The 19,834-nt window shown below is 45.7% G+C and carries 18 protein-coding genes and 2 pseudogenes; 8 read left to right on the top strand and 12 right to left on the bottom strand.

The genetic code is table 11. The features are described from left to right. Window positions 1–136 precede the first annotated feature (136 nt). Both RIE73_RS22890 and RIE73_RS22885 read right to left on the bottom strand, forming a co-directional pair. Window positions 137–373: a hypothetical protein gene (locus RIE73_RS22890; protein WP_446403384.1), complete on the bottom strand. Its 237-nt coding sequence runs from the start codon at window positions 371–373 to the stop codon at window positions 137–139. Between the two features lie 24 nt (window positions 374–397). After that, complete coding sequence (locus tag RIE73_RS22885; protein ID WP_446403383.1) at window positions 398–1,549, bottom strand: nucleotide-binding protein; 1,152 nt, start codon at window positions 1,547–1,549, stop codon at window positions 398–400. Window positions 1,550–1,971: 422 nt separating this feature from the next. On the opposite strand from RIE73_RS22885, the gene RIE73_RS22880 reads away from it, so the two are divergent. Next, window positions 1,972–2,358, top strand: a complete 387-nt coding sequence (locus RIE73_RS22880; protein WP_446403382.1) for a hypothetical protein — start codon at window positions 1,972–1,974, stop codon at window positions 2,356–2,358. 141 nt (window positions 2,359–2,499) lie between these two features. Here RIE73_RS22880 and RIE73_RS22875 read toward each other — a convergent pair whose 3' ends face one another. Together RIE73_RS22875 and RIE73_RS22870 are read right to left on the bottom strand one after the other, a co-directional pair. After that, a complete protein-coding gene (locus RIE73_RS22875) occupies window positions 2,500–3,825 on the bottom strand; it encodes a hypothetical protein (RefSeq protein ID WP_446403381.1) in 1,326 nt (441 codons plus the stop codon). 219 nt (window positions 3,826–4,044) lie between these two features. Further along, window positions 4,045–4,266, bottom strand: a pseudogene (locus RIE73_RS22870) (oxidoreductase); the annotation flags it as partial. A gap of 438 nt (window positions 4,267–4,704) precedes the next feature. Between RIE73_RS22870 and RIE73_RS22865 the strand changes: the two are divergent. After that, window positions 4,705–5,490 carry a TVP38/TMEM64 family protein gene (locus RIE73_RS22865; RefSeq protein ID WP_446403380.1) on the top strand — a complete coding sequence of 262 codons (786 nt, stop codon included), beginning with the start codon at window positions 4,705–4,707 and terminating at the stop codon, window positions 5,488–5,490. 228 nt (window positions 5,491–5,718) lie between these two features. Then, window positions 5,719–7,263 (top strand): mercuric reductase, encoded by a 1,545-nt coding sequence (locus RIE73_RS22860; RefSeq protein ID WP_446403379.1) that lies wholly within the window; start codon window positions 5,719–5,721, stop codon window positions 7,261–7,263. A 145-nt stretch (window positions 7,264–7,408) separates the two neighbouring features. Here RIE73_RS22860 and RIE73_RS22855 read toward each other — a convergent pair whose 3' ends face one another. Together RIE73_RS22855 and RIE73_RS22850 are read right to left on the bottom strand one after the other, a co-directional pair. Beyond that, window positions 7,409–7,840, bottom strand: coding sequence for a hypothetical protein (locus tag RIE73_RS22855; protein WP_446403378.1), 432 nt, complete (start codon window positions 7,838–7,840; stop codon window positions 7,409–7,411). Window positions 7,841–8,144: 304 nt separating this feature from the next. Further along, a complete protein-coding gene (locus RIE73_RS22850) occupies window positions 8,145–9,083 on the bottom strand; it encodes an NAD(P)-dependent alcohol dehydrogenase (protein ID WP_446403377.1) in 939 nt (312 codons plus the stop codon). A gap of 155 nt (window positions 9,084–9,238) precedes the next feature. Here RIE73_RS22850 and RIE73_RS22845 point away from each other — a divergent pair, with 155 nt between their 5' ends. Further along, window positions 9,239–10,258, top strand: a complete 1,020-nt coding sequence (locus RIE73_RS22845; protein WP_446403376.1) for an isochorismatase — start codon at window positions 9,239–9,241, stop codon at window positions 10,256–10,258. A gap of 942 nt (window positions 10,259–11,200) precedes the next feature. On the opposite strand, the gene RIE73_RS22840 is transcribed toward RIE73_RS22845, so the two are convergent. The 5 genes from RIE73_RS22840 to RIE73_RS22820 all read right to left on the bottom strand — a co-directional run bounded on the left by RIE73_RS22840 (window position 11,201) and on the right by RIE73_RS22820 (window position 15,544). Then, a complete protein-coding gene (locus tag RIE73_RS22840) occupies window positions 11,201–12,181 on the bottom strand; it encodes an endonuclease/exonuclease/phosphatase family protein (RefSeq protein WP_446403375.1) in 981 nt (326 codons plus the stop codon). Between the two features lie 79 nt (window positions 12,182–12,260). Next, window positions 12,261–14,081, bottom strand: a complete 1,821-nt coding sequence (locus tag RIE73_RS22835; RefSeq protein WP_446403374.1) for a glycosyltransferase family 39 protein — start codon at window positions 14,079–14,081, stop codon at window positions 12,261–12,263. Between the two features lie 258 nt (window positions 14,082–14,339). Continuing rightward, entirely contained in the window at window positions 14,340–14,531 is a 192-nt protein-coding gene (locus RIE73_RS22830; protein WP_446403373.1) for a hypothetical protein, read from the bottom strand. Window positions 14,532–14,741: 210 nt separating this feature from the next. Then, entirely contained in the window at window positions 14,742–15,224 is a 483-nt protein-coding gene (locus RIE73_RS22825) for a thiol-disulfide oxidoreductase DCC family protein (RefSeq protein WP_446403372.1), read from the bottom strand. Window positions 15,225–15,322: 98 nt separating this feature from the next. After that, window positions 15,323–15,544 carry a hypothetical protein gene (locus tag RIE73_RS22820; RefSeq protein ID WP_446403371.1) on the bottom strand — a complete coding sequence of 74 codons (222 nt, stop codon included), beginning with the start codon at window positions 15,542–15,544 and terminating at the stop codon, window positions 15,323–15,325. A 92-nt stretch (window positions 15,545–15,636) separates the two neighbouring features. Here RIE73_RS22820 and recQ point away from each other — a divergent pair, with 92 nt between their 5' ends. Together recQ and RIE73_RS22810 are read left to right on the top strand one after the other, a co-directional pair. Then, on the top strand, window positions 15,637–17,766 hold the full coding sequence (gene recQ, locus RIE73_RS22815; RefSeq protein WP_446403419.1) for a DNA helicase RecQ: 2,130 nt from the start codon (window positions 15,637–15,639) through the stop codon (window positions 17,764–17,766). Next, a pseudogene (locus tag RIE73_RS22810) lies at window positions 17,753–17,908 on the top strand (Uma2 family endonuclease); the annotation flags it as partial. The gene recQ and the pseudogene RIE73_RS22810, both read left to right, overlap by 14 nt. Window positions 17,909–18,057: 149 nt before the next feature. On the opposite strand, the gene RIE73_RS22805 reads toward RIE73_RS22810, so the two are convergent. Then, the gene (locus RIE73_RS22805) at window positions 18,058–18,342 is read right to left on the bottom strand and encodes a DUF427 domain-containing protein (RefSeq protein ID WP_446403370.1); all 285 of its coding nucleotides are present in this window, start codon (window positions 18,340–18,342) and stop codon (window positions 18,058–18,060) included. Window positions 18,343–18,694: 352 nt separating this feature from the next. On the opposite strand from RIE73_RS22805, the gene RIE73_RS22800 reads away from it, so the two are divergent. After that, complete coding sequence (locus RIE73_RS22800) at window positions 18,695–19,588, top strand: SPFH domain-containing protein (protein ID WP_446403369.1); 894 nt, start codon at window positions 18,695–18,697, stop codon at window positions 19,586–19,588. Between the two features lie 44 nt (window positions 19,589–19,632). Further along, window positions 19,633–19,812: a hypothetical protein gene (locus RIE73_RS22795; RefSeq protein ID WP_446403368.1), complete on the top strand. Its 180-nt coding sequence runs from the start codon at window positions 19,633–19,635 to the stop codon at window positions 19,810–19,812. Window positions 19,813–19,834 lie beyond the last annotated feature (22 nt).

The raw sequence follows: 19,834 nt of genomic DNA, 5'->3' as shown, positions 1-19,834 counted from the left end.
TATAAAGTTACAACTAAACCCTAAGTAGGGTTAAGTACAGATTTACCAGTTTATGCGGACACTCGGCTACTCTCTGTAGTCTTTCTTTGCGTTGTTATTTGTCATTTGTCATTTGTCATTTGTCATTCGTCATTTGTTAGGGAATAGGGAACAGGGAACAGGGAATAGGGAATAGGGAATAAGGTAATGGGCTATATAAATTTTGTCTCCCATCTCCCTCATCTCCCCTATCTCCCTCATCTCCCCTATCTCCCCCATCTCCCTCATCTCCCTCATCTCCCCCATCTCCCCCATCTCCCTCATCTCCCTCATCTCCCCCATCTCCCCCATCTTCCCCTACACCCCTACATAAGAAATGGGGTTTGGAGACCAAACCCCTACAACTCCTCTATCTTTCTTAATTCCGGAGAATCCCTAACCCCGCTTCGCGTTCAATATAATCGGCGAGGTTAATAAAATCATCGCGGGGGTAACAAATTCCGCCCACCAGTTTAAACGCTAACTCACTCCGGGCTTCTTCTGGATTTTCCAGTAAATGAATTCCCCAATAATACAGTTGATCGCTAGAACGAATACAAGCATATTTCGGATCAATACAGTGAAACTTTTTATCAATAGCTTTCACTTCATTATACGTATCTAAAAACGTATCTCTGAGCAACCGCAATCGCCGTTTAGAACCGGGATATTTAAAATTATTGACCAGCACAAATAAGTGAGCGTTTTGATTGAGTTCTCGGATTTCTTTTACCGTATCCTTAATCACTTGACCATGTTTGTTCAGTCCCAAGGGATTTAAGGTGGTGGGAATAATGCAATAGTCAAATTGACTCACCAACTCTTTCGGGTTCCGTTCTAAGGCAGGGGAGCAATCACAAACAACGACTTTACAATCCCGTGCTGCATCTTCATGCCATTCGCGCCAGTCATAGACCGCAATATAGGTACTCGCCCCCACTCCTCTCGGTCGGGGAACATCCACCCCATCGCCTAATAGCTTTTGCAAATTTTGTTCCGGATCTAAATCGACGAGTGCCACATTAAATCCTTCTAAAGCAAATGCACCGGCTAAATGCGCCGAAACTGTGGTTTTGCCAACGCCACCTTTGCAGGTAAAAACACCGACATAAATTTTACCCGGTTTCGGCGGTTCTGGCGGCGGTAATTCATCTTCATTGACCCAAAGAATTTTGGTATCTGCGGCAATTCCACATTGGATTTTAGCCTCTGACCCCCAGGAGCGGATTAAAGCATTGGCAGGCGCACCATAGCCTTTTGTGGTGATGAAAAAACCACAGTTAAAGTCTTGACCTGCTTTCGACTCTAAAAAGCCTAAAAATCGGAGAACTTGCGGTTTTTGAACATTGCTAATCAACCATTTCAGATGAACCGCACCAACTTGACCCTCTTTGCTAACCACTAAATCATACTCTGGTGGCTTCGGGTCGGGAGTGGTAACAGTCCACCCCTCGTTCTGAAAAATCGTTGCCACATGTTGCTCAAACTGAGCAAAGTCTCTCATATAAGGCGGCTTTCGAGATGATGACATAACTACAAGCAAGTAATAAGTAATAAGTAATAAGTCAAAAGGGGGATGTCAGAGCGAATAAAGTATTGTTTTTACTTACACACATCTTGTCCAATACGTCAACCCTTATTTTTGACCGACTCTCTGGACTATTGTAACTTTTATCACCAATTGCCCCACGTTGCGGGTGATTGGTCATTGAGCCTGATGTTACCCCACTCCCATCTCCCAGATGTACATGGCACGTCTCTACAACCCCATCTCCCCCATCTCTAGCCAAGAAGCGATACCGTTTAAAATTTAAGCCCATAGAGGGATGCATTTGTGCTAAACACCTCTAAAGTGGACTCAATTTAACTCGCCAGAGGGATGTACGTCAATTAATTTTTCTGTAAGTTGGAAAATGAAATACATACATATTGATGCTTTTCGAGGACTTATATATGAATCCGACAAATCCTTCTGACCGCCAAGCCAAGACAAAAGAGCAAATTAAATCCGAAACCTACGACAGAAACCTGGTTCCGGCGGAAACAGCCGCTCGTCATGAACGGGAAGGGGATAACTATAAGACAAAGATCACGGAACAGAACCAAACCAATCCTGATAGTATCAACACCACTGAGGGATATACCGTAGACAACGAAGGCTTGGTGAATAACTTTGCCGTTGAGCCGGAAATGTATGTCAACGAACCGGGTGACTTGCGCCAGAAAGAAGAACAAGAGACGGCTGAACGCCGCCAAGAACTGCAACAACTCGATGAAGAACGCCAAGGCGAGTTGACGATGGAAAAAGATGAGCGTGGTAGAGGTCCCGGTGCTGTCTAAGCTAGATTGGCGCAACTAATTACAATTAGAGTATATTAACCTAGATCCCCGACTTCTTGGAGAAGTCGGGGATCTCTGTAGGAAGATTTCTGATGATTAGTGGTTAAAACACTTAATCTACTTACAACCTGATCTAGCTACCTAAGAACCAGACTCTAAACGACGTTGCCACTCAGCATCAATTTGGTCTTTTCGTTGCAAATCTTGATCCAGTAAATCCTGTTCACTGGTATACACCAAATCCTCTTGCCCAATTACATTTTGCGCCGCAAACTGTTGGGCATACGCCAGCTTTTTCTGTAAATTGGCATCAGCTTGAGCCAGTGCTAATGCTTCCTGCTGTCGTTGCTGATTTCGGGCTGCGATTTCACTATTTTTCCGTTGAATCCAGAAATAACGAATCAAAGGAATCGCTAAAAAGCCAATCCCGTACCCCAGTAAAAACCAGTAAATTGAGGCGACAAACGCCACCAATCCCCCTATCTGGGCAGCAATTTCTCCGCTTTTTAATAGAGAACCCAGCATCAAAGCACCGACAATATTCACTCCGCCTAACCCAATTGCCAGTATCTTTTGTCCACTGGTAGCCGCACTAAAGCGCCAAGGCTGTTCTTGCAGATAAGAGGGAACAGGCTGACGCTGCTGCTGTTGTGCAGTTGTCTGTAAATCGGGGAAGTGATAGATAATTTCTCCATCGGGACTGACTTCCGGACGCCCCTGGAAACGGCTGAGAACGGGTAACATATAGTCCTCATACTCTCGTTGATAGCCTGTACCAATATCATCCAGATACGGAGCAATCTGTTCGGCTGTAACTGCACCGCCGGAATTGCGAATCACTGTACCGATTTCTTGCCAACGACGTTCTTCTAAATTCGCATTGGGATTGCCATCACCGAACAGGAATGAGAAAATTGCCTCCAGAAAATTCATCTGCTTACTCTCAGCAGAATCCCAGGAGGTGCGCCGTTGTCGATGGCGTTCGTAACTGGGGTCAAAAAACCAAAAGATGTCAGGTCCAATCCAGAAGTGGGGCATAAAAAACATGCCGCCGCCGCGATTAGAACCCCCGTTACCGCCGCCACCCGAATCACTATCGCTGCTGGAACTGATACTGATGACGATAATCGAAATGGCGAGAAAAATTAGGACAATTGAAAGTAAGAGGAGAAGCCCAAAGGAAATCCGAATCAGGTAGAATAAGACACGCCAAATTTTTGACCACCATTCCTGCAATCGTAATCGGAGGAATTTGTTTCGCAGGTTTGTCCGAAAGTTTTTGGGGAACAGGTAGGCAATTTCACCTGACTCGGCGACTTGTAAATGTCCACCTGCATTACTAGCTAGCGCCAGTAATCCGCGTTCGGCTAGATTGATATTCAATCCCGCCTGAGCCGCTACATCACCCACAGTGACGCGATAGCCAAGCTGCTCGACGCTATTCATTATTTTGGGATCGGGAGCCATAGCTGTTATTTGTAAAGATTTTTGTAGTCTCTATTCCAAGTATAGAAGTCTGGCTCAGGCTTGATAGGTACAGAAAGCCGAACTCGGATGCAAAAGGGTTTGAGGAATAGTAACTAGGGGCTGCTGAATAAGTGATGGGGTGTAGGGGTGTAGGGGTGTAGGGGTTTGGTATAAATGAATCAGGCGATCGCACCCCCCGTTACCCAAATGCGATCGCGCCTCCGTGCGTTTATTCGACCCATCATGCAGGAATTGGTCGAGCAAATAACCGTTAGCACTGTGAATTTCCACCCCATCAAATCCAGCCGCTAACGCATTTTTTGCCCCGTGGCGATATTGTTCCACAATTCCGGGAATTTCCTCAGTTTCCAACGCACGAGGGGTGACAAAGGGTTGCTCACCCGTGTGAGTGGACGCCATCCCTTCAGCCGCGATCGCACTTGAACGGGTGTGAATAAGTTAATATAGGCATTTGTCATTTGTCTTATGTCCTTTGTTATTGGCTGATATCTTGCACCTTTGTCAGTAAGCGCCGACATCTGAATGATGAGCTGAGGTAGGGCGGGTTTTGTACAACATTTATCGGTTAGTTCCACAGGTTAATCCCTAAACCCACGCTGGGGTAGGGCGGGTTTTGTACAACATTTATCGGTTAGTTCCACAGGTTAATCCCTAAACCCGCCCCTACTTGATCGTTTCTGGAACGAGTAGTCAAGTATTTTTTTAGGGAACAGGGAATAGGGAATTTAAAGTCCTAATTCATCAGACATTTCGTCTATTTTCAGGGAATTCTCAGAGTATCCGTTTAGGATAATCATAACGATGCACCTGGGATGGCGCATGATTGATCAGATAGGTCAACAGAGGAGAGACAACTGAATGAAACGCCAATTCCGTCCCCAAAATCTGAGAAAGCTATACAAGCTAACCCTATTCACACTGCTAGCGGTTGGTACAACATTACTCATTGCCGCCAATCCCGCCTTGGCGCAGGAATCAGCCACGGGTTCAGGATTCAATCCCCAAGCCTGGTTACGCAACGCCTTGCAGTGGATTCAAGATCTCGGTCCCGTTGGTGCGATCGCGTTTATCGTACTTTATATTATTGCCACCGTAGCATTCCTGCCCGGTTCCATCCTCACCCTAGGCGCTGGGGTTGTCTTTGGCGTCGTTTTGGGTTCTATCTATGTTTTCATTGGCGCCACCTTGGGAGCAACCGCCGCCTTCCTGGTAGGGCGGTATTTGGCGAGGGGTTGGGTGGCAAATAAAATTGCTGGGAACAAAAAATTTAAAGCGATTGACGATGCAGTGGGTGGGGAAGGATTTAAAATCGTTTTATTAACCCGACTGTCGCCTGTATTTCCTTTTAATTTATTAAACTACGCTTATGGATTAACCGGGGTTTCGTTGAAAGACTACTTTTTGGGTTCTGTGGGTATGATTCCCGGAACAATTATGTACGTTTATATTGGTTCTTTAGCGGGTAGTTTGGCGATGGTAGGGACGGAAGCGCAACCGACTAATCCGACAGTGCAATGGACAATTCGGATTATTGGATTTATCGCCACCGTCGCTGTCACCGTATATGTTACCAAAGTTGCTAAAAAAGCCTTAGATGAAAAAGTCTCGGATGATGTGGTTCTCGATGAAAGCGTTTCTGATTAGTTTTGAATGTTCCCGACGTGTCAGGGGGAGACCAGCGGATGCTTCGCTTTTTGTTCCACGGGGGGAGCAATAGGGGAATCAAAACTCAGTCAGGGCGGGTTTTGAACAAACCTTATCCTCAATAGCGAAACGAAAATCCATAAACCCGCCCCTACAAACCAGGTTCCCTCGAATGAAATGAAGGGTCAACACTCAACACTCAAAACTTACCAAATTAAGGAGTAACAAATGACATCAACATCTGAGAGAGTAATTGTCCCGCCAATGGATGAGTATAACCAGCAATTGGTTTCCCATGTTCATCCACCGGATTGGGTTAATCCCAAACCTGCCGATTGTTATGATCTGGTGGTCATTGGTGCAGGAACAGCGGGATTAGTTACCGCCGCTGGTGCCGCTGGGATGGATATTGGCTTAAAAGTTGCCTTAGTCGAACGCCATCTTATGGGTGGGGATTGTTTAAATGTGGGATGTGTGCCGTCTAAATGTATTATTCGCTCATCCCGTGTTGTTGCCCAAATGAAAGAAGCGGGAGATTTTGGAATTCGTCCTCCTGAACAGATTGATATTGATTTTCCCGCCGTCATGGAACGGATGCGGAAACTCCGCGCTGGAATTAGTCATCATGATTCAGCCCAACGCTTTAAACAAACCTATAATATTGATGTTTTCTTAGGAGAAGGGTCGTTTCAAGATTCTAATACAATTGCTGTTGGTGATAAAATTTTGCGGTTTAAAAAAGCAGTAATTACAACAGGGGCTAGGGCTGTACGCCCATCCATTGATGGCATAGAAGAGGCAGGATTTCTAACCAATGAAACCGTCTTTTCCTTAACCGAACGCCCCAAACGGCTGGCAGTCATTGGCGGGGGACCGATTGGCTGTGAATTGGCGCAGGCATTCCGTCGTTTAGGCTGTGAGGTGATTCTTTTCCATCGCCATTCTCATATTTTAAATAAAGAAGACGCGGATGCCGCCGAAATTGTGCAGCATAAGTTTGAAAAAGAAGGCATTCGCTTAGTCTTGGATTGCCAAATGAAACGGGCGGCGAAGATGGATGAAGGTAAGTTACTGCACTATACCTGTAATGGTCAGGATGAGTCGGTTATTGTTGATGAAATTTTAGTCGGTGCAGGGCGGGCGCCAAATATAGAAGGGTTGAATTTAGACGCTGTTGGCGTAGAGTATCACCGCAAAGGGATAAAAGTTAATGATTATCTACAAACAACGAATCCGAATATTTATGCGGCGGGTGATATTTGTATGAAATGGAAATTCACCCATGCAGCGGATGCAGCGGCGCGAATTGTGATTAAAAATACGTTGTTTTCTCCCTTTGGTTTAGGGCGGTCTAAACTCAGTGATTTAGTCATGCCTTGGGTAACCTATACTGACCCAGAAATTGCCCATGTCGGCATGTATGAAGATGAAGCTCAGGAAAAGGGAATGAAGGTGAGTACAATTAAGATACCATTTAATACGGTGGATCGTGCGATCGCGGATGGGGAAGAGGAGGGATTTGTGAAAATCCATCATCAGAAAGGCTCAGATAAAATTTTGGGGGCGACAATCGTGGCGCGTCATGCGGGGGAGATGATTAGTGAAGTGACAACGGCGATTGTGGGAAACGTGGGGTTGAGTAAGCTGAGTGGTGCGATTCATCCTTATCCGACGCAAGCCGAAGGGATTAAGAAAGCGGCTGATGCGTATCGGCGCACACTGTTGACACCCACTACAAAGCGCTTTTTAGGGTTACTCACTAAGTTTTCTTAAGAAAATTTGTAGTAAGCGCTTTAGCGCTGATGGCACTAAAGTGCCGACTACGAACGGAGATGAGGTTGTCTTTCGCTGTTTGTAGTAAGCGCTTTAGCGCTGATGGCACTAAAGTGCCGACTACGAACGAACGAGCAATCTGGATTCAACTGGATAGGATATGAAGATGTCTGTCACAATAACGGCGATCGCAATACATTGCCCAGGCTATACCCACTATACCCGTAAGCGAACCGGTGATTGCCGCACAAGCGCCCCAACCTGCCGGTCCTACCCAGTCAGACACTTCTTTGAGCAAGGCGGTACTCCCTCTAGCTACCCCATAAGCCGTTCCCGCCCCGACAAGAGTGACTAAACCCAATTCGGTTAGCATTCCCAAAAGGTCTTTGTGGGATAAATCCTCCTCAAAATAGATCTTCCAAATCGTGGTATACATCAAAATATCAGAAGCCGCCACGATGACTTGTTTCGGTATCTCCGCACAGGGAGTTGGTGCTGCACAAGCTGTTCCACCACCCGCTGCATATCCTGCGATCGCCCATAAGGTTTCTAATCGCTTCTTGCCTAGACTACTCAAAGACTATCTCCTGCAATGCTACTAGAGTCGAGGATTTTTTCTGTTATAGCCCAGAAAAGTTAAGCAAAGATTAACATTTTCTAAAGAATTACACAGATGGGCGTGTAGGGGCGGGTTTTACCGATAACATTTTGGCACAAACCCATAACTTGACTAAACCCGCCCTTTTCATGCGGAGGTGTAGGGGTTAAGTCAGGGCGGGTTTTGCATAAACGTTATCATCAATAGCGAAAAGAAAGTCCCTAAACCCGCCCCTACAAACCAGGTTTCCTCAAACGCAGCGAAGAGTCAAAACCTTCAATTTTCAAATAATCACCAACTTACCCACCACATGACCTTGTTCACTCTCCTGATGCGCCTTAGCCACAGCAGAAAGAGGATAGGTTTGGGCAATAATTGGGCGAATTTTCTGATCGTCAATCAGTTCTTTCAGAGACTTTAAATCCAATCCATTGGATTTAAGAACCACCACTTTCGCTTTTTTCCCCGGAATAAACGTCGTGACAAAACTCTCCAGGAAATTACCCGGATAGGGTTGAGTCGTAATATAGACACCATTGGATTGCAAACAGTCTTGACAATTCCAGAACGATTGATTGCCGACCACATCGAAAATAATATCGTACTTGGCGGTATCCTGAGTAAAATCCTGCTGAGTATAATCAATCACTCGATCAGCACCCAACTTTTCCACAAACTCCTTATTTTTACCACTACAAACCCCTGTTACCTGAGTTGCAAACGCCTTGGCAATTTGTACCGCCAAGCTACCCACACCACCCGACGCACCGTTAATCAGCACATTGTACCCCGTTTTAAGGTTTCCCTCATCTCGCAAGGCTTGCAGCGCCGTGAGTCCCGCTAAGGGAACAGCCGCCGCTTCTTTATGGGAGAGTTTTTCCGGTTTTGGACAAGCCGCTTTTTCCGACACAACCGCATATTCGGCATAAGCACCACCTGTGAGATTATCAAGACAGGCATAGATTTGGTCACCGGGTTGAAACCGAGTCACAGCCGTTCCCACGTCTACAACTTCCCCAGAAATATCAAATCCCAAAATCATGGGAAAGTTATAGCCCGTTAAGAGTTGCAACATTCCCTGTCTGATTTTCCAGTCAATGGGATTAACGCTGGTAGCATGGACTTTGACCAATATCTCATGAGTTTTGACGGGTGGAGTTGGCAAGTCCATAACCTGTAAGACATCCGTTCCACCATACTGATTAATTGCCGCTGATTTCATCAACTATTCTTTCTCCACAGAGAGTTATCACATAAGCTTCTAAAATTTAACAATACTCTCTAGAACAATATCTCAGTCTTGAGGCAGACTCTGAATGTGAGTTAATAACCAATAGTATAGTTGTCAGATGCTTTCGTGAACAGGATTGATTAGTGATGAGTACTAATGCCCAACTCCCCATCCCCTCCCATTTCGACTCCAATCAGGTTGGAGACGTCTGGCGTGTTCCCTATCAAGAGCGCGTCAACCAAGCCGAAGCTTGGGCAAAACAGCATCATCTCCAGCCAGCCAATCAAGATGAGATGCGGATTGGTTTATTGTTAATCGATGTGCAGAATACCTTTTGTATTCCCGATTTTGAATTATTTGTCGGCGGTCAATCGGGTACGGGAGCAGTTGATGACAATGTGCGACTGTGTGAATTTATCTACCGCAATCTCGGAGTCATCACCGAAATTGCGGCGACGATGGATACCCATACCGCGATGCAAATTTTTCATCCTATATTTTGGATTAATGATGCTGGAGAACATCCACCTGCGATGACGAATATCTCCATGGAGGATGTAGAAAAAGGTGTGTGGAAAATCAATCCAGCCGTCGCGCCTCGGATTCGCCAGGGTGATGAGAAATGGTTACAAGATTATGCGCTGCATTATGCCAAGACACTCAATTGTGATAGTAAGTATCCGTTAATTATCTGGCCCTACCATGGCATGCTGGGAGGGATTAGTCACGCCTTGGTTTCTGCGGTGGAAGAGGCCTGTTTATTCCATAATGTTGCTCGCCAAAGTCAGACCCATTTTGAAATGAAAGGCAGTAATCCGCTGACTGAAAATTACTCGGTTCTCCAACCGGAAGTTCTTTTCGACCAGAACAACCAACCTATTGCCCAAAAGAACACGCCGTTCCTGGAAAAATTGTTGGACTTTGACCGATTAATTATTGCTGGTCAAGCAAAGAGCCATTGTGTGGCTTGGACAGTGGATAACTTGCTGGGTGAAATTCAAGCCAGAGATGCTAAGTTAGCCGAGAAGGTTTATTTATTGGACGATTGTACGTCTCCGGTTGTGGTTCCTGGCGGTGCGGATTTTACGGAACAAGCTGATGCGGCGTTTCAACGGTTTGCTGATGCGGGAATGCATTGTGTACAATCGACTGAACTTATTGATTGAACGTTGGGCAAAAAACACCAAAAAATTTGCAATAAATTAGGGTCGGGATCAGGGCGGGTTTTGTTTTTGTTTTTGAGCTGGGGAGGGCGGGTTTTGTTTTTGTTTTTGAGGTGGGGAGGGCGGGTTTTGTTTTTGATTTTGAGGTGGGGAGGGCGGGTTTTGTTTTTGATTTTGAGGTGAGGAGGGCGGGTTTTGTTTTTGATTTTGAGGTGACTATCTAATTGAGTCCCTAAACCCGCCCCTACAAATTGTCCCTAAACCCGCCCCTACAAATTGTCCCTAAACCCGCCCCTACAAATTGTCCCTAAACCCGCCCCTACAAATTGTCCCTAAACCCGCCCCTACAAATTGTCCCTAAACCCGCCCCTGCATCTTTGGCGTGATCGCGCTAAAAATCGGGTAGTTTTTTCTATCGGGTTTAAGGTTAATATAAAACGCTGATATCGGGGCATAAATCCAGTGTAGGGGTGGGTTTAGGAACAAAATTAACCAACAAACCAATAACTGCTATTCAAAACCCACCCTGCCCCACTATTTAACCCAAACCTTTACCTAAATTCTCAATTCATTCCACATCTATGGCGTGCGATCGCGCTAAAAATTAGGTAGGTTTTTATATCTGATTTAAGGTTAATATAAAACGCTGATATCGGCGCATAACATCCAGCGTAGGGGTGGGTTTAGGAACAAAATTAACCAACAAACCAATAACTGTTATTCAAAACCCACCCTGCCCCACCATTCAACCCAACCGTTCCCCTAAATTCCCAATTTATTCCACATCTTTGGCGTGCGATCGCCCTAAAAATCGGGTAATTTTTTCTATCGGTTTTAAGGTTAATATAAAACGCCAATATCGGGGTATAAAATTTCGTGTATGGGTAGATTTAACAACAAATTTAACCAACAAAACAAGAACGGTTAAACAAAACCATTCCTGCCCTACCTTACCGAGATTTCCGATAACTGAAATTGGATAAATAACGGTCTATGATCACCCCCTAAAAAAGAACCGATATATCGATCTACAATAGTAATACCCTGACTATAAAGGCAAAGATCAATAGGAATACCTAGTACAGGTGGCAAGGAAGCGGGCCACGTTGATTGGACACCATAGCCTGACTCAGAACTCAGCAGTACACCCTCTTTTTTCAACTGATGAAAACGAGCCGACCAAGGTGTAGTATTGAAATCACCGATAATTAGAACTGTTCGCCCTGAATAGGTTTGCTGGGCGCGACTCCATGCAGCAACAGCCGCTAATTCTGTTTGTTGAAATGCCGATGTGCCAGCATTACGGGAACGGGTAACATGTAAACTCAGCAGCGCCACCTCTTGTCCATCAATGTCTAAGAGGGCTTCAATCATGGGACGTGGAGAATAGTGTGGGAGGTTAACCACGTTCGCTGAAATCACCCGAATATCGCTATCGGCGGCGAGTAGAAATGCCGAACCATGGGTATTCTTCATCGGGTGAGAATACACGATTTTATATTGAGGTAAAGCGGTAGTTAGACGGCGTTCTAGTTCTGGGGTTAATTCTTGCAGTAATAGAATATCAACGGGATGCTTGCGTAAGTAGGTAAATGCTACTATGTGATTAGGCAATGTCGCGTCTAAGTTATAGTGTAGTACCGTGTATGAAGGGGTAGGTAGAGGTAATGGTTTACCGAAATAAAGGGGAGAAAACGTTGTCAAATTGAGCAGCAATGGTATCAGAACCAGCCAACCGAATTGATGGAATCGAGCAACGAGTAATGGCAAACAACACACTAAAATAAGTGCATATTGGGGACGGGGATGGCTTAGTAACTCTCCAATCCACCATTGCTGTGCTAATGTTGCGACAAGTGTGGCTGCTGTTATGCAAACGGTGAGAACCAGCGCACTGAAACAGGCAAGATTGTATAGACGCTTCATATTGTGAATTAGAATTTTATATTCCCTGTTCCCTGTTCCCTAATCTCAACCGTTAACTTTAATTGTGTCCACCCACTCATTACGGCAAATCTGACGCCGAGGAACCCTGATAATCATTAGCCAAACAGTGATACAGTTGATAATTATAACCATCTATCCCTACCTTATTCTGAGCAAAATCTTCGGCATAACAGTTGGGAAAATCGGCAACTGTCGCTTGAAAATTGACTAGCCATATATCGAGAGGTCGTGGTAGTTGAGCCAGTGTTTGTTCAAGAGTTATTGAGGCGGGACAGGTTGACGCTTGACAGCGATATTCGTCTTGATGAGCCAGGATAAATTGGGGATTCTTGATAACAGATGAGGTATGATTTCGCAACTCCCACGCAATTCCCATCATTTCCCCCGTTTGAACTAAAGTATTATGAGTAGTGGCAATGAGAACAGGTAAAGGGGATGCTTGCTCAATAATCGGCACGAAAAGGTCGGGACGATAATATTTTTGATAGCCTAAATTATTGACTACTGTAATCCCACTCAAGAGTCCCATGACTCCCACCATCACGACGACAATTTGACCCCGGTTTCGCCACAGGGAAAGGTTGTGTAATTGGTGAGACGTTTTCCCGATTACAGCTAACGCGGCGGCGATTAATAGGATGACAGCCGGAAAATAAACAAAGTGATAGCGTGCGCCTCTGGTCAAGTCTTTGCCTAGAATATAGGTTATAGCAAAAAATAGCGTGCTCGCACTCAAGACCAACCCCGCTAAAACCCTAGTCTCCCAGCGCGTTTGTGCCTGTCGCATCAATATTTTACCCCCCCGATAGACAAAGGGAATAACCCAGACAAAGAACCCAATCATCACCGCCCCAGCCGCCAACACAACCCTTAATGACGAGGATTCCACAGGTAACAGCGACACCATCGTAATCCAAGCCGCCAACGTCTGAAAAATCGGATTAATCCAACTCAACAGACTTTCCCGATTCAGCATCATCCAATCCGCCATCTGGGGTTCATAGCCTCCCTGTAATACAGGTAGCCACACCAAACCACCAACCCCTGTTCCCATCACCGCCGCCAAAATCCGCCACCATGTTAAAGATTTTGGGGCTGAATTCTTTTCTGGGTATGACTCCAGCGGGGTTTCCCTACCGTTGGATACTATTTTTATCCCTCGTTTCCACCCAACACGATAGTGCCACAGCCACAATCCCATCAGGGCGATGGCTTCCGCCAAAAGAGTCAAACTAAAGAAATAGTGGGTGGCGATACCCAAACTATTCACCACAATCCAAGCCAATACCACCCCCATTGGTAAAATTGTCCGGCGTTTCAGATACTGTCCCGCCACGACGAAGCAACCAAGGGACGCAATAACCCAAATAATACCTAACGTATAATGACGGGCTTCCTGTGCCAAATAAATCCCAAACGGAGACAGCGCCATCATTGCAGCAGCGAATTGCGCCACAACCTGGGAACGAAACGCCACCCAGCCGAATCCATACATGGCTGGGATAGAGAGAACCCCAAAAAAAGCGGGGAGCGATCGCGCCGCCCAAAGTGAGATATACTCTCCTGAGGTGGGAAATAACTGCATCCACCCATGCGCCAGCATAAAATAAAGTGGCGGATGGTGATCCTCAGTTAACAGCTTCTGCCAGACTAAACCCACGCCAGCTTCGGGGTTCGGTTGTAGAGGATGCAACAATGTTTCTAGGGAAATAGCTTGGTCAAGGGGTACAGCCTGAAAACTATTGCCCAAGCTAAACACCAGCGTCGCAAACTCATCTGTCCAAGGGGACTTCAGGGTAAGATTGGTGAAGCGCAACGCCGCACCAATAGCAATCCATACCAGTAGCAGGAGTAGATTAAACTTTTTTCGGGGCTGCAAAATATTCAAAGGAAACAGACGAGTAATGTTTGTAGTTGGGCTGTCTTCGCCATCAAAGCTAGCATCACCTACAACAAACCTTTAAGTCAACGCCAAGCTCATTAGAACTGGTTTAATTGTCCAGTTAATGATAACCAGCAAGAGCGATTTTTGTTTTTACTTTATCGGTGAGCTAGGGCGGGTTTTGTTTTGCCGTTATCGGTGAGCTAGCTGACTTTAGTTCCTAAACCCGCCCCTACAGAGTTCCTAAACCTGTCCCTACAGAGTTCCTAGTGATTCAATTTCTATTTGAGTTTGGTGATCAATTTCGCAGGGAGAATGGATGAATAAATTATCCTTTTTGAGGCGTACCACAGTCATCCTCGCATTGAACGTTGTACCAAAATAGCGAACAAAATACTCCTTAATCCAAATTTGATTAGGGATATATTCGCTGAGAGATTGCATCATGTAATGAATGACCCAGGATGACAGAACTTATTCTTTTATTTGCACCAACCATTAAATGGCAAGCAAAATTGTAGGGTGAGGAGAGCGTTCGCGCAGCGTTCCCGAAGGGTAGCAAACGCACCATTAATCAAGTGATCTTTACCCAACGTTATCGGGAAAATCCACCCCTACCCCATAACAGAAGTGCCATGACACATTTCTATATCTAGATTAACGTTCTAGACGACATTTTTGCTCATCCCGACACTCGAAACCCTGTTGACGTTGGGCAACTAAGGTGGCTAGACTGGGACGTCCTGTCAATTTGAGGCGTAAGTTTGCCCAGATAGTATAAATCTGATTGGCTAAACTATTGAGGATGGGTAGGCGAGTTGGGGCATATATCCAACCCATTCCTAAAATCTCATAGACAGTACGAAATACTTCAATATCTTTGATGATTTTACCATCTGGTAATATCGCATGAATGCGTCCCATTGCCGTTTCATAATCAATCCCGCCATGGTCTTCAGGATTATAGGATTCATCGGCAATATCGACAAATTTCACCAATCCTCGACCTGCATCCCGTTCTTGGAGAAAGTTAACTTCTCGGAGACATAAGGGACACTCACCATCATAGAGTAGCTTGATTTGCCAAGATGGGGCTTGTTGAGTAGAGCGGGTTAGGGTTTCGGTGCTAGATGTTGACATTTTTATTCGTTTGTCAATAGTTTTATCCTCATTGTAACAAAACTTCATAAAATAGAGCGATCGCGCCCTCACTCGCCTCAAGAGGTTCGGTAACGATATCAATGTCTAATTGGACTCAACCCGATTTGAGTGAGGTGAATCCCTAGTGCAAGAAGGCAGAAATAACGCCAACAGCTAACATCTCCCCCAGCTCCCTCTGCTCCCCCAGCTCCCTCTGCTCCCCCAGCTCCCTCTGCTCCCTCTGCTCCCTCTGCTCCCCCAGCTCCCTCTGCTCCCCCTGCTTCATCGTATCTACGAAGCTGCTCAAGTATTTTTGCCATGCTGCACTAAGAGGCGAGGATACCCGATGGGTGGTATAAAATACCAAGGAGAGGTCAAAACGATTGAGTCAAAAGCGCCCACAGCATCCATCATGTATCAGTTGCAATCCTTGGGGGACGCCCTAAAACAGTTTTTCGGATATGATACCTTCCGCCTAGGACAGCAGCAAATCGTTGAAGAAGCGCTTCAGAACCGTGACTTGCTGATTATTATGCCCACGGGGGGCGGTAAGTCGCTGTGTTTCCAACTCCCAGCTTTACTCAAACCAGGGTTAACGGTGGTGGTGTCGCCGTTAATTGCGCTGATGCAAGATCAGGTGGATGCCTTAGTGGATAATGGCATTGGGGCAACCTTTCTCAATAGTACCTTGAGTTGGGATGCGGTGCGATCGCGGGAAATGGCAATCCTCAAAGGTAAGATTAAACTGCTTTATGTTGCCCCAGAACGCCTACTGGCAGAGCGATTTGCCCCCTTTTTAGAACAAGTGCGATCGCAGGTGGGAATTTCGGCGTTTGCGGTTGATGAGGCGCACTGTGTCTCGGCGTGGGGACATGATTTTCGCCCGGAATATCGGCAAATTAAACAGTTGCGTCAACGCTATCCAGATATTCCCATGTTGGCGCTTACCGCTACGGCGACCAAGCGGGTGCAGCAGGATATTGTCCAACAACTCACACTCCGCCAACCGAGTATCCATATTGCCAGTTTTAACCGCCCTAACCTCTACTACGAGATTCAACCCAAACAGCGCCAAAGCTATAATCAACTCTTCAAAAAAATCCAATCCTATAAAGGATCGGGGATTATCTATTGTCTTAGTCGCCGCAGTGTGGAAGAAGTGGCGTTTCGACTGCAAAAAGATGGCATTTCTGCCTTACCGTATCATGCGGGGATGAGTGATACGGATCGAGCCATTAATCAAAATCGTTTTATTCGAGATGACGTGCAAGTCATCGTGGCAACCATTGCCTTTGGTATGGGAATTAATAAACCCGATGTCCGCTTTGTGATTCACTACGATTTACCCCGCAATTTAGAAAGTTATTATCAAGAATCGGGACGAGCCGGACGAGATGGAGAACCTGCATATTGTACACTATTTTATAGTCCAGGTGATATCCCCCGACTCGATTATTTCATTGATCAAAAACCTGATCCCAGAGAACAGCGTGTTGCCCGTCAACAGTTACAGCAAATTCGCGACTACGCCGAAGGCACCGATTGTCGCCGCACAATTTTACTCCGATATTTTGGCGAACGGTTTAAGGGAAATTGCGATAACTGCGATAATTGTTGTCATCCTAAACCGATTGAAGATTGGACAATTGAAGCGCAAAAGTTTTTGTCCTGTGTGGCGCGTTGTCGGGAACGATTTGGTATGAATCACATTATTGATGTGCTGCGGGGTTCCCGGAAAAAGAAGGTGGAACAGAATGGACATCACCTCCTCTCAACGTATGGAATTGGCAGGGATAAAAGCGTAGACGCTTGGAAAATGCTGGCGCGATCGCTCCTGCATCAGGGGTTAATGGATGAAACAACCGATGGGTATCGGGTACTGAAGCTGAATAAACAGAGTTGGGAAGTGCTTCGCAAGCAACGTTCGGTGCATATTGCGATTACCCAAACCCCCGTGGCAAAGGCGCTATCCAATGTTAATCCGAGAATGGCGGAAATTGAACTGCTGTTTGAGAGACTGCGAAAGCTACGCAAACAAATCGCGGATACTCAATCGATTCCTCCTTATGTGATTTTCGCGGATTCTAGCCTCAAGTTAATGGCACAAATGAAACCTAAAACCTTGGAGGAGTTTGCCCAAATATCGGGGGTAACGGCTCACAAGTTGAGTCAGTACGGAGAGCGATTTGTGTCAGAAATTCGAGAGTTTTGTCAGGGGCAAACGTTACCTGTTCCTTTGCCGTCCAATAGTCAAATGACAACCTTACAATTGTATCAGCAAGGATTGACTGTAGAGGAAATTGCCCAAAAACGGGGTTATGTTCCCAGTACGATTATTACTCACTTAAGTGAGCTAATTGAAAAGAATCAGCCTGTGGATTTAAATCGATTCGTGCCAGCAGAACGGCAAAAGCCCATCTGGCAAGCGATTCAGAAGATTGGCACTAATTCCCTGAGAAGCCTGCGGGATCACTTGGGTGAGGATTATAGTTATGATGAAATTCGACTGGTGCGATCGTGGTGGATTCGGGAGAAGAGTTGACCCCGATCAGTTAACCTTAACGGTTTATCGTCTCGCGACTCAGCCATTAGTGCTGAGAGATGGAGATATACTTACCGTTCCAGAGTTACTTCCAGATTGGGAGTTGGCTGTGTCGGATTTATGGCCCCCTGAGTTTGAGTAATATCATGTCCGGTTGAATACCCATCATTAGGATGATGGGGAGATGGGGTGAGGGTGAGATGGGGAGAAGTACACAAATAAATAAAGTCCGCCTAGGCGGACTAGATTATCAAGGGTCAACCTGGATTTGGTAGCACCAACCAATCCTAGCTACGCTTCAACTTTTACCCCTCTCCAAAAGGCAACATAGCCCTCAAAATTTTTCGCCTTCTCTTTGGCTTGAGGATAATACCACGCAGCATCTTTATTCTGTTGCCCATCAACTTCGATGGTGTAGTAATTGGCTTGACCTTTCCAAGGGCAGCTTGTATGGGTACTGCTTTCCTTGAAATACTGCTGGTTGATTGAGTCCGGAGGGAAATAATAGTTTCCTTCCACAATTTGACAGTTGTCGCTTTCGGCGAGAACCGTATCATTCCAGATGGCTTTAGGCATTGTTACGTTACTTCATAAATCTCTAACTCTTATTATGGGGTAAAGGTACAAAAGTTACCCGTCCCTCTGCCTTCAAAGAGTCAAATGGCAACCTGACAACGGTATCAGCCAGGATTAAGGGTAGAGGAAATGCCTGAAACACAAGGTTATGTTCCGAGTACGACTATTACTCATTTGAGTGAGAAATGAGGGAGATGGGGGAGATGAGAGCAACTTGTCATTAAGTTTTGTAACAAAAATAGGTCTTCTGCGTAGAATTCAAGCGTGAAGCCAGAGTGATTGGTATAAAGTCGCCAGTGACGGCTGTTCAACAGGCAGGAACTGACGAAACAATCACTCAAACCAAAAGCTTATGTCATTTATTGCTTCACTCTTAACCACCCTTGTGGCAATCCTTGTCTTTTTAACAAGTTCCAAATTTCCAGACAAACGAACCAGCTTAACCGTGCGAGCCGTGGCATTGCTCATTGGCGTTGTTGCTGTTATTGCCTCCGTTTTTAGAACTTTGATTATTATCCCAGCGGGGAATGTTGGTGTGGTTGAATTATTTGGACAAGTCTCTCAACGTCCCCTGAATCCGGGTGTGCATTTAGTTAACCCATTCGCTGAGGTAGAAGATTTTTCCACGCGATTGCGAGATATCAAGGAAACAATCGAAGCGACATCCCAGGAAGGATTAGCGTTTAATATTGATGTCTCTCTTCAGTACAGACTCGAGCCAAATAAAGCCGTTAATGTGTATAAAACGATTGGCACGGAGGAAACGGAGATTATCATTTCCCGATTTCGTTCCCTGGTGCGAGAAACGACCGCTAGCTATCCAGCCGAAGCCATTTACTCGACGAAACGACAAGAGGTTGCCAATCAGCTGCGTCAACGGCTCAATGAACAGTTGGCTCCCCTAGGTTTTGTGGTTGAGCAGGCTCTGTTGCGAGAAGTTCAATTACCGGAAACGCTGCAAGCGGCTGTACAGCAGAAGCTGGCGACAGAGCAGGAGAGCCAGCAAATGAAATTTACCTTAGAAAAAGAGCGTCAAGAGGCAGAACGCAAACGTATTGAAGCGAGAGGGACGGCGAATGCTCAAAAGATTATCTCTCAGGCTCTTAATCCGCAATTTCTCAGGTTAAAGGAAATTGAAGCGATGGAAAAACTGGCGGGTTCCAACAATGCTAAAGTTGTGATTATGGGCGGTGAATCGGGGGGAACACCCGTTATGTTTCAGCTTGATTCGGCTCAAAGTCCGTGATGGTCATTGGTTTTTTAGACCACAGTCTATCGTTCTAAGTCCCTATGTCTGATACACAAAACTGGTATATTGTCAAGCAAAAAAATGGACAATGCGAAATTGTTCCCAGCCCTCAAGTAGAAGGTGAGGAGGAATCAGAACAATGGGGACCTTTTGTATCTCAGCAAGAGGCGATCGCACGTCGAGTGGGACTGATTCGGGCAGGAAAATGTAAACCTGCCTAAAACACTGATTGCACGGATTGAT

Source organism: Coleofasciculus sp. C1-SOL-03, assembly GCF_040220555.1.
Taxonomy (GTDB): Bacteria; Cyanobacteriota; Cyanobacteriia; order Cyanobacteriales; family Coleofasciculaceae; genus Coleofasciculus.
Note: the sequence above shows the minus strand (reverse complement) of the source record. Positions and strands in the feature narration are given on the sequence as shown.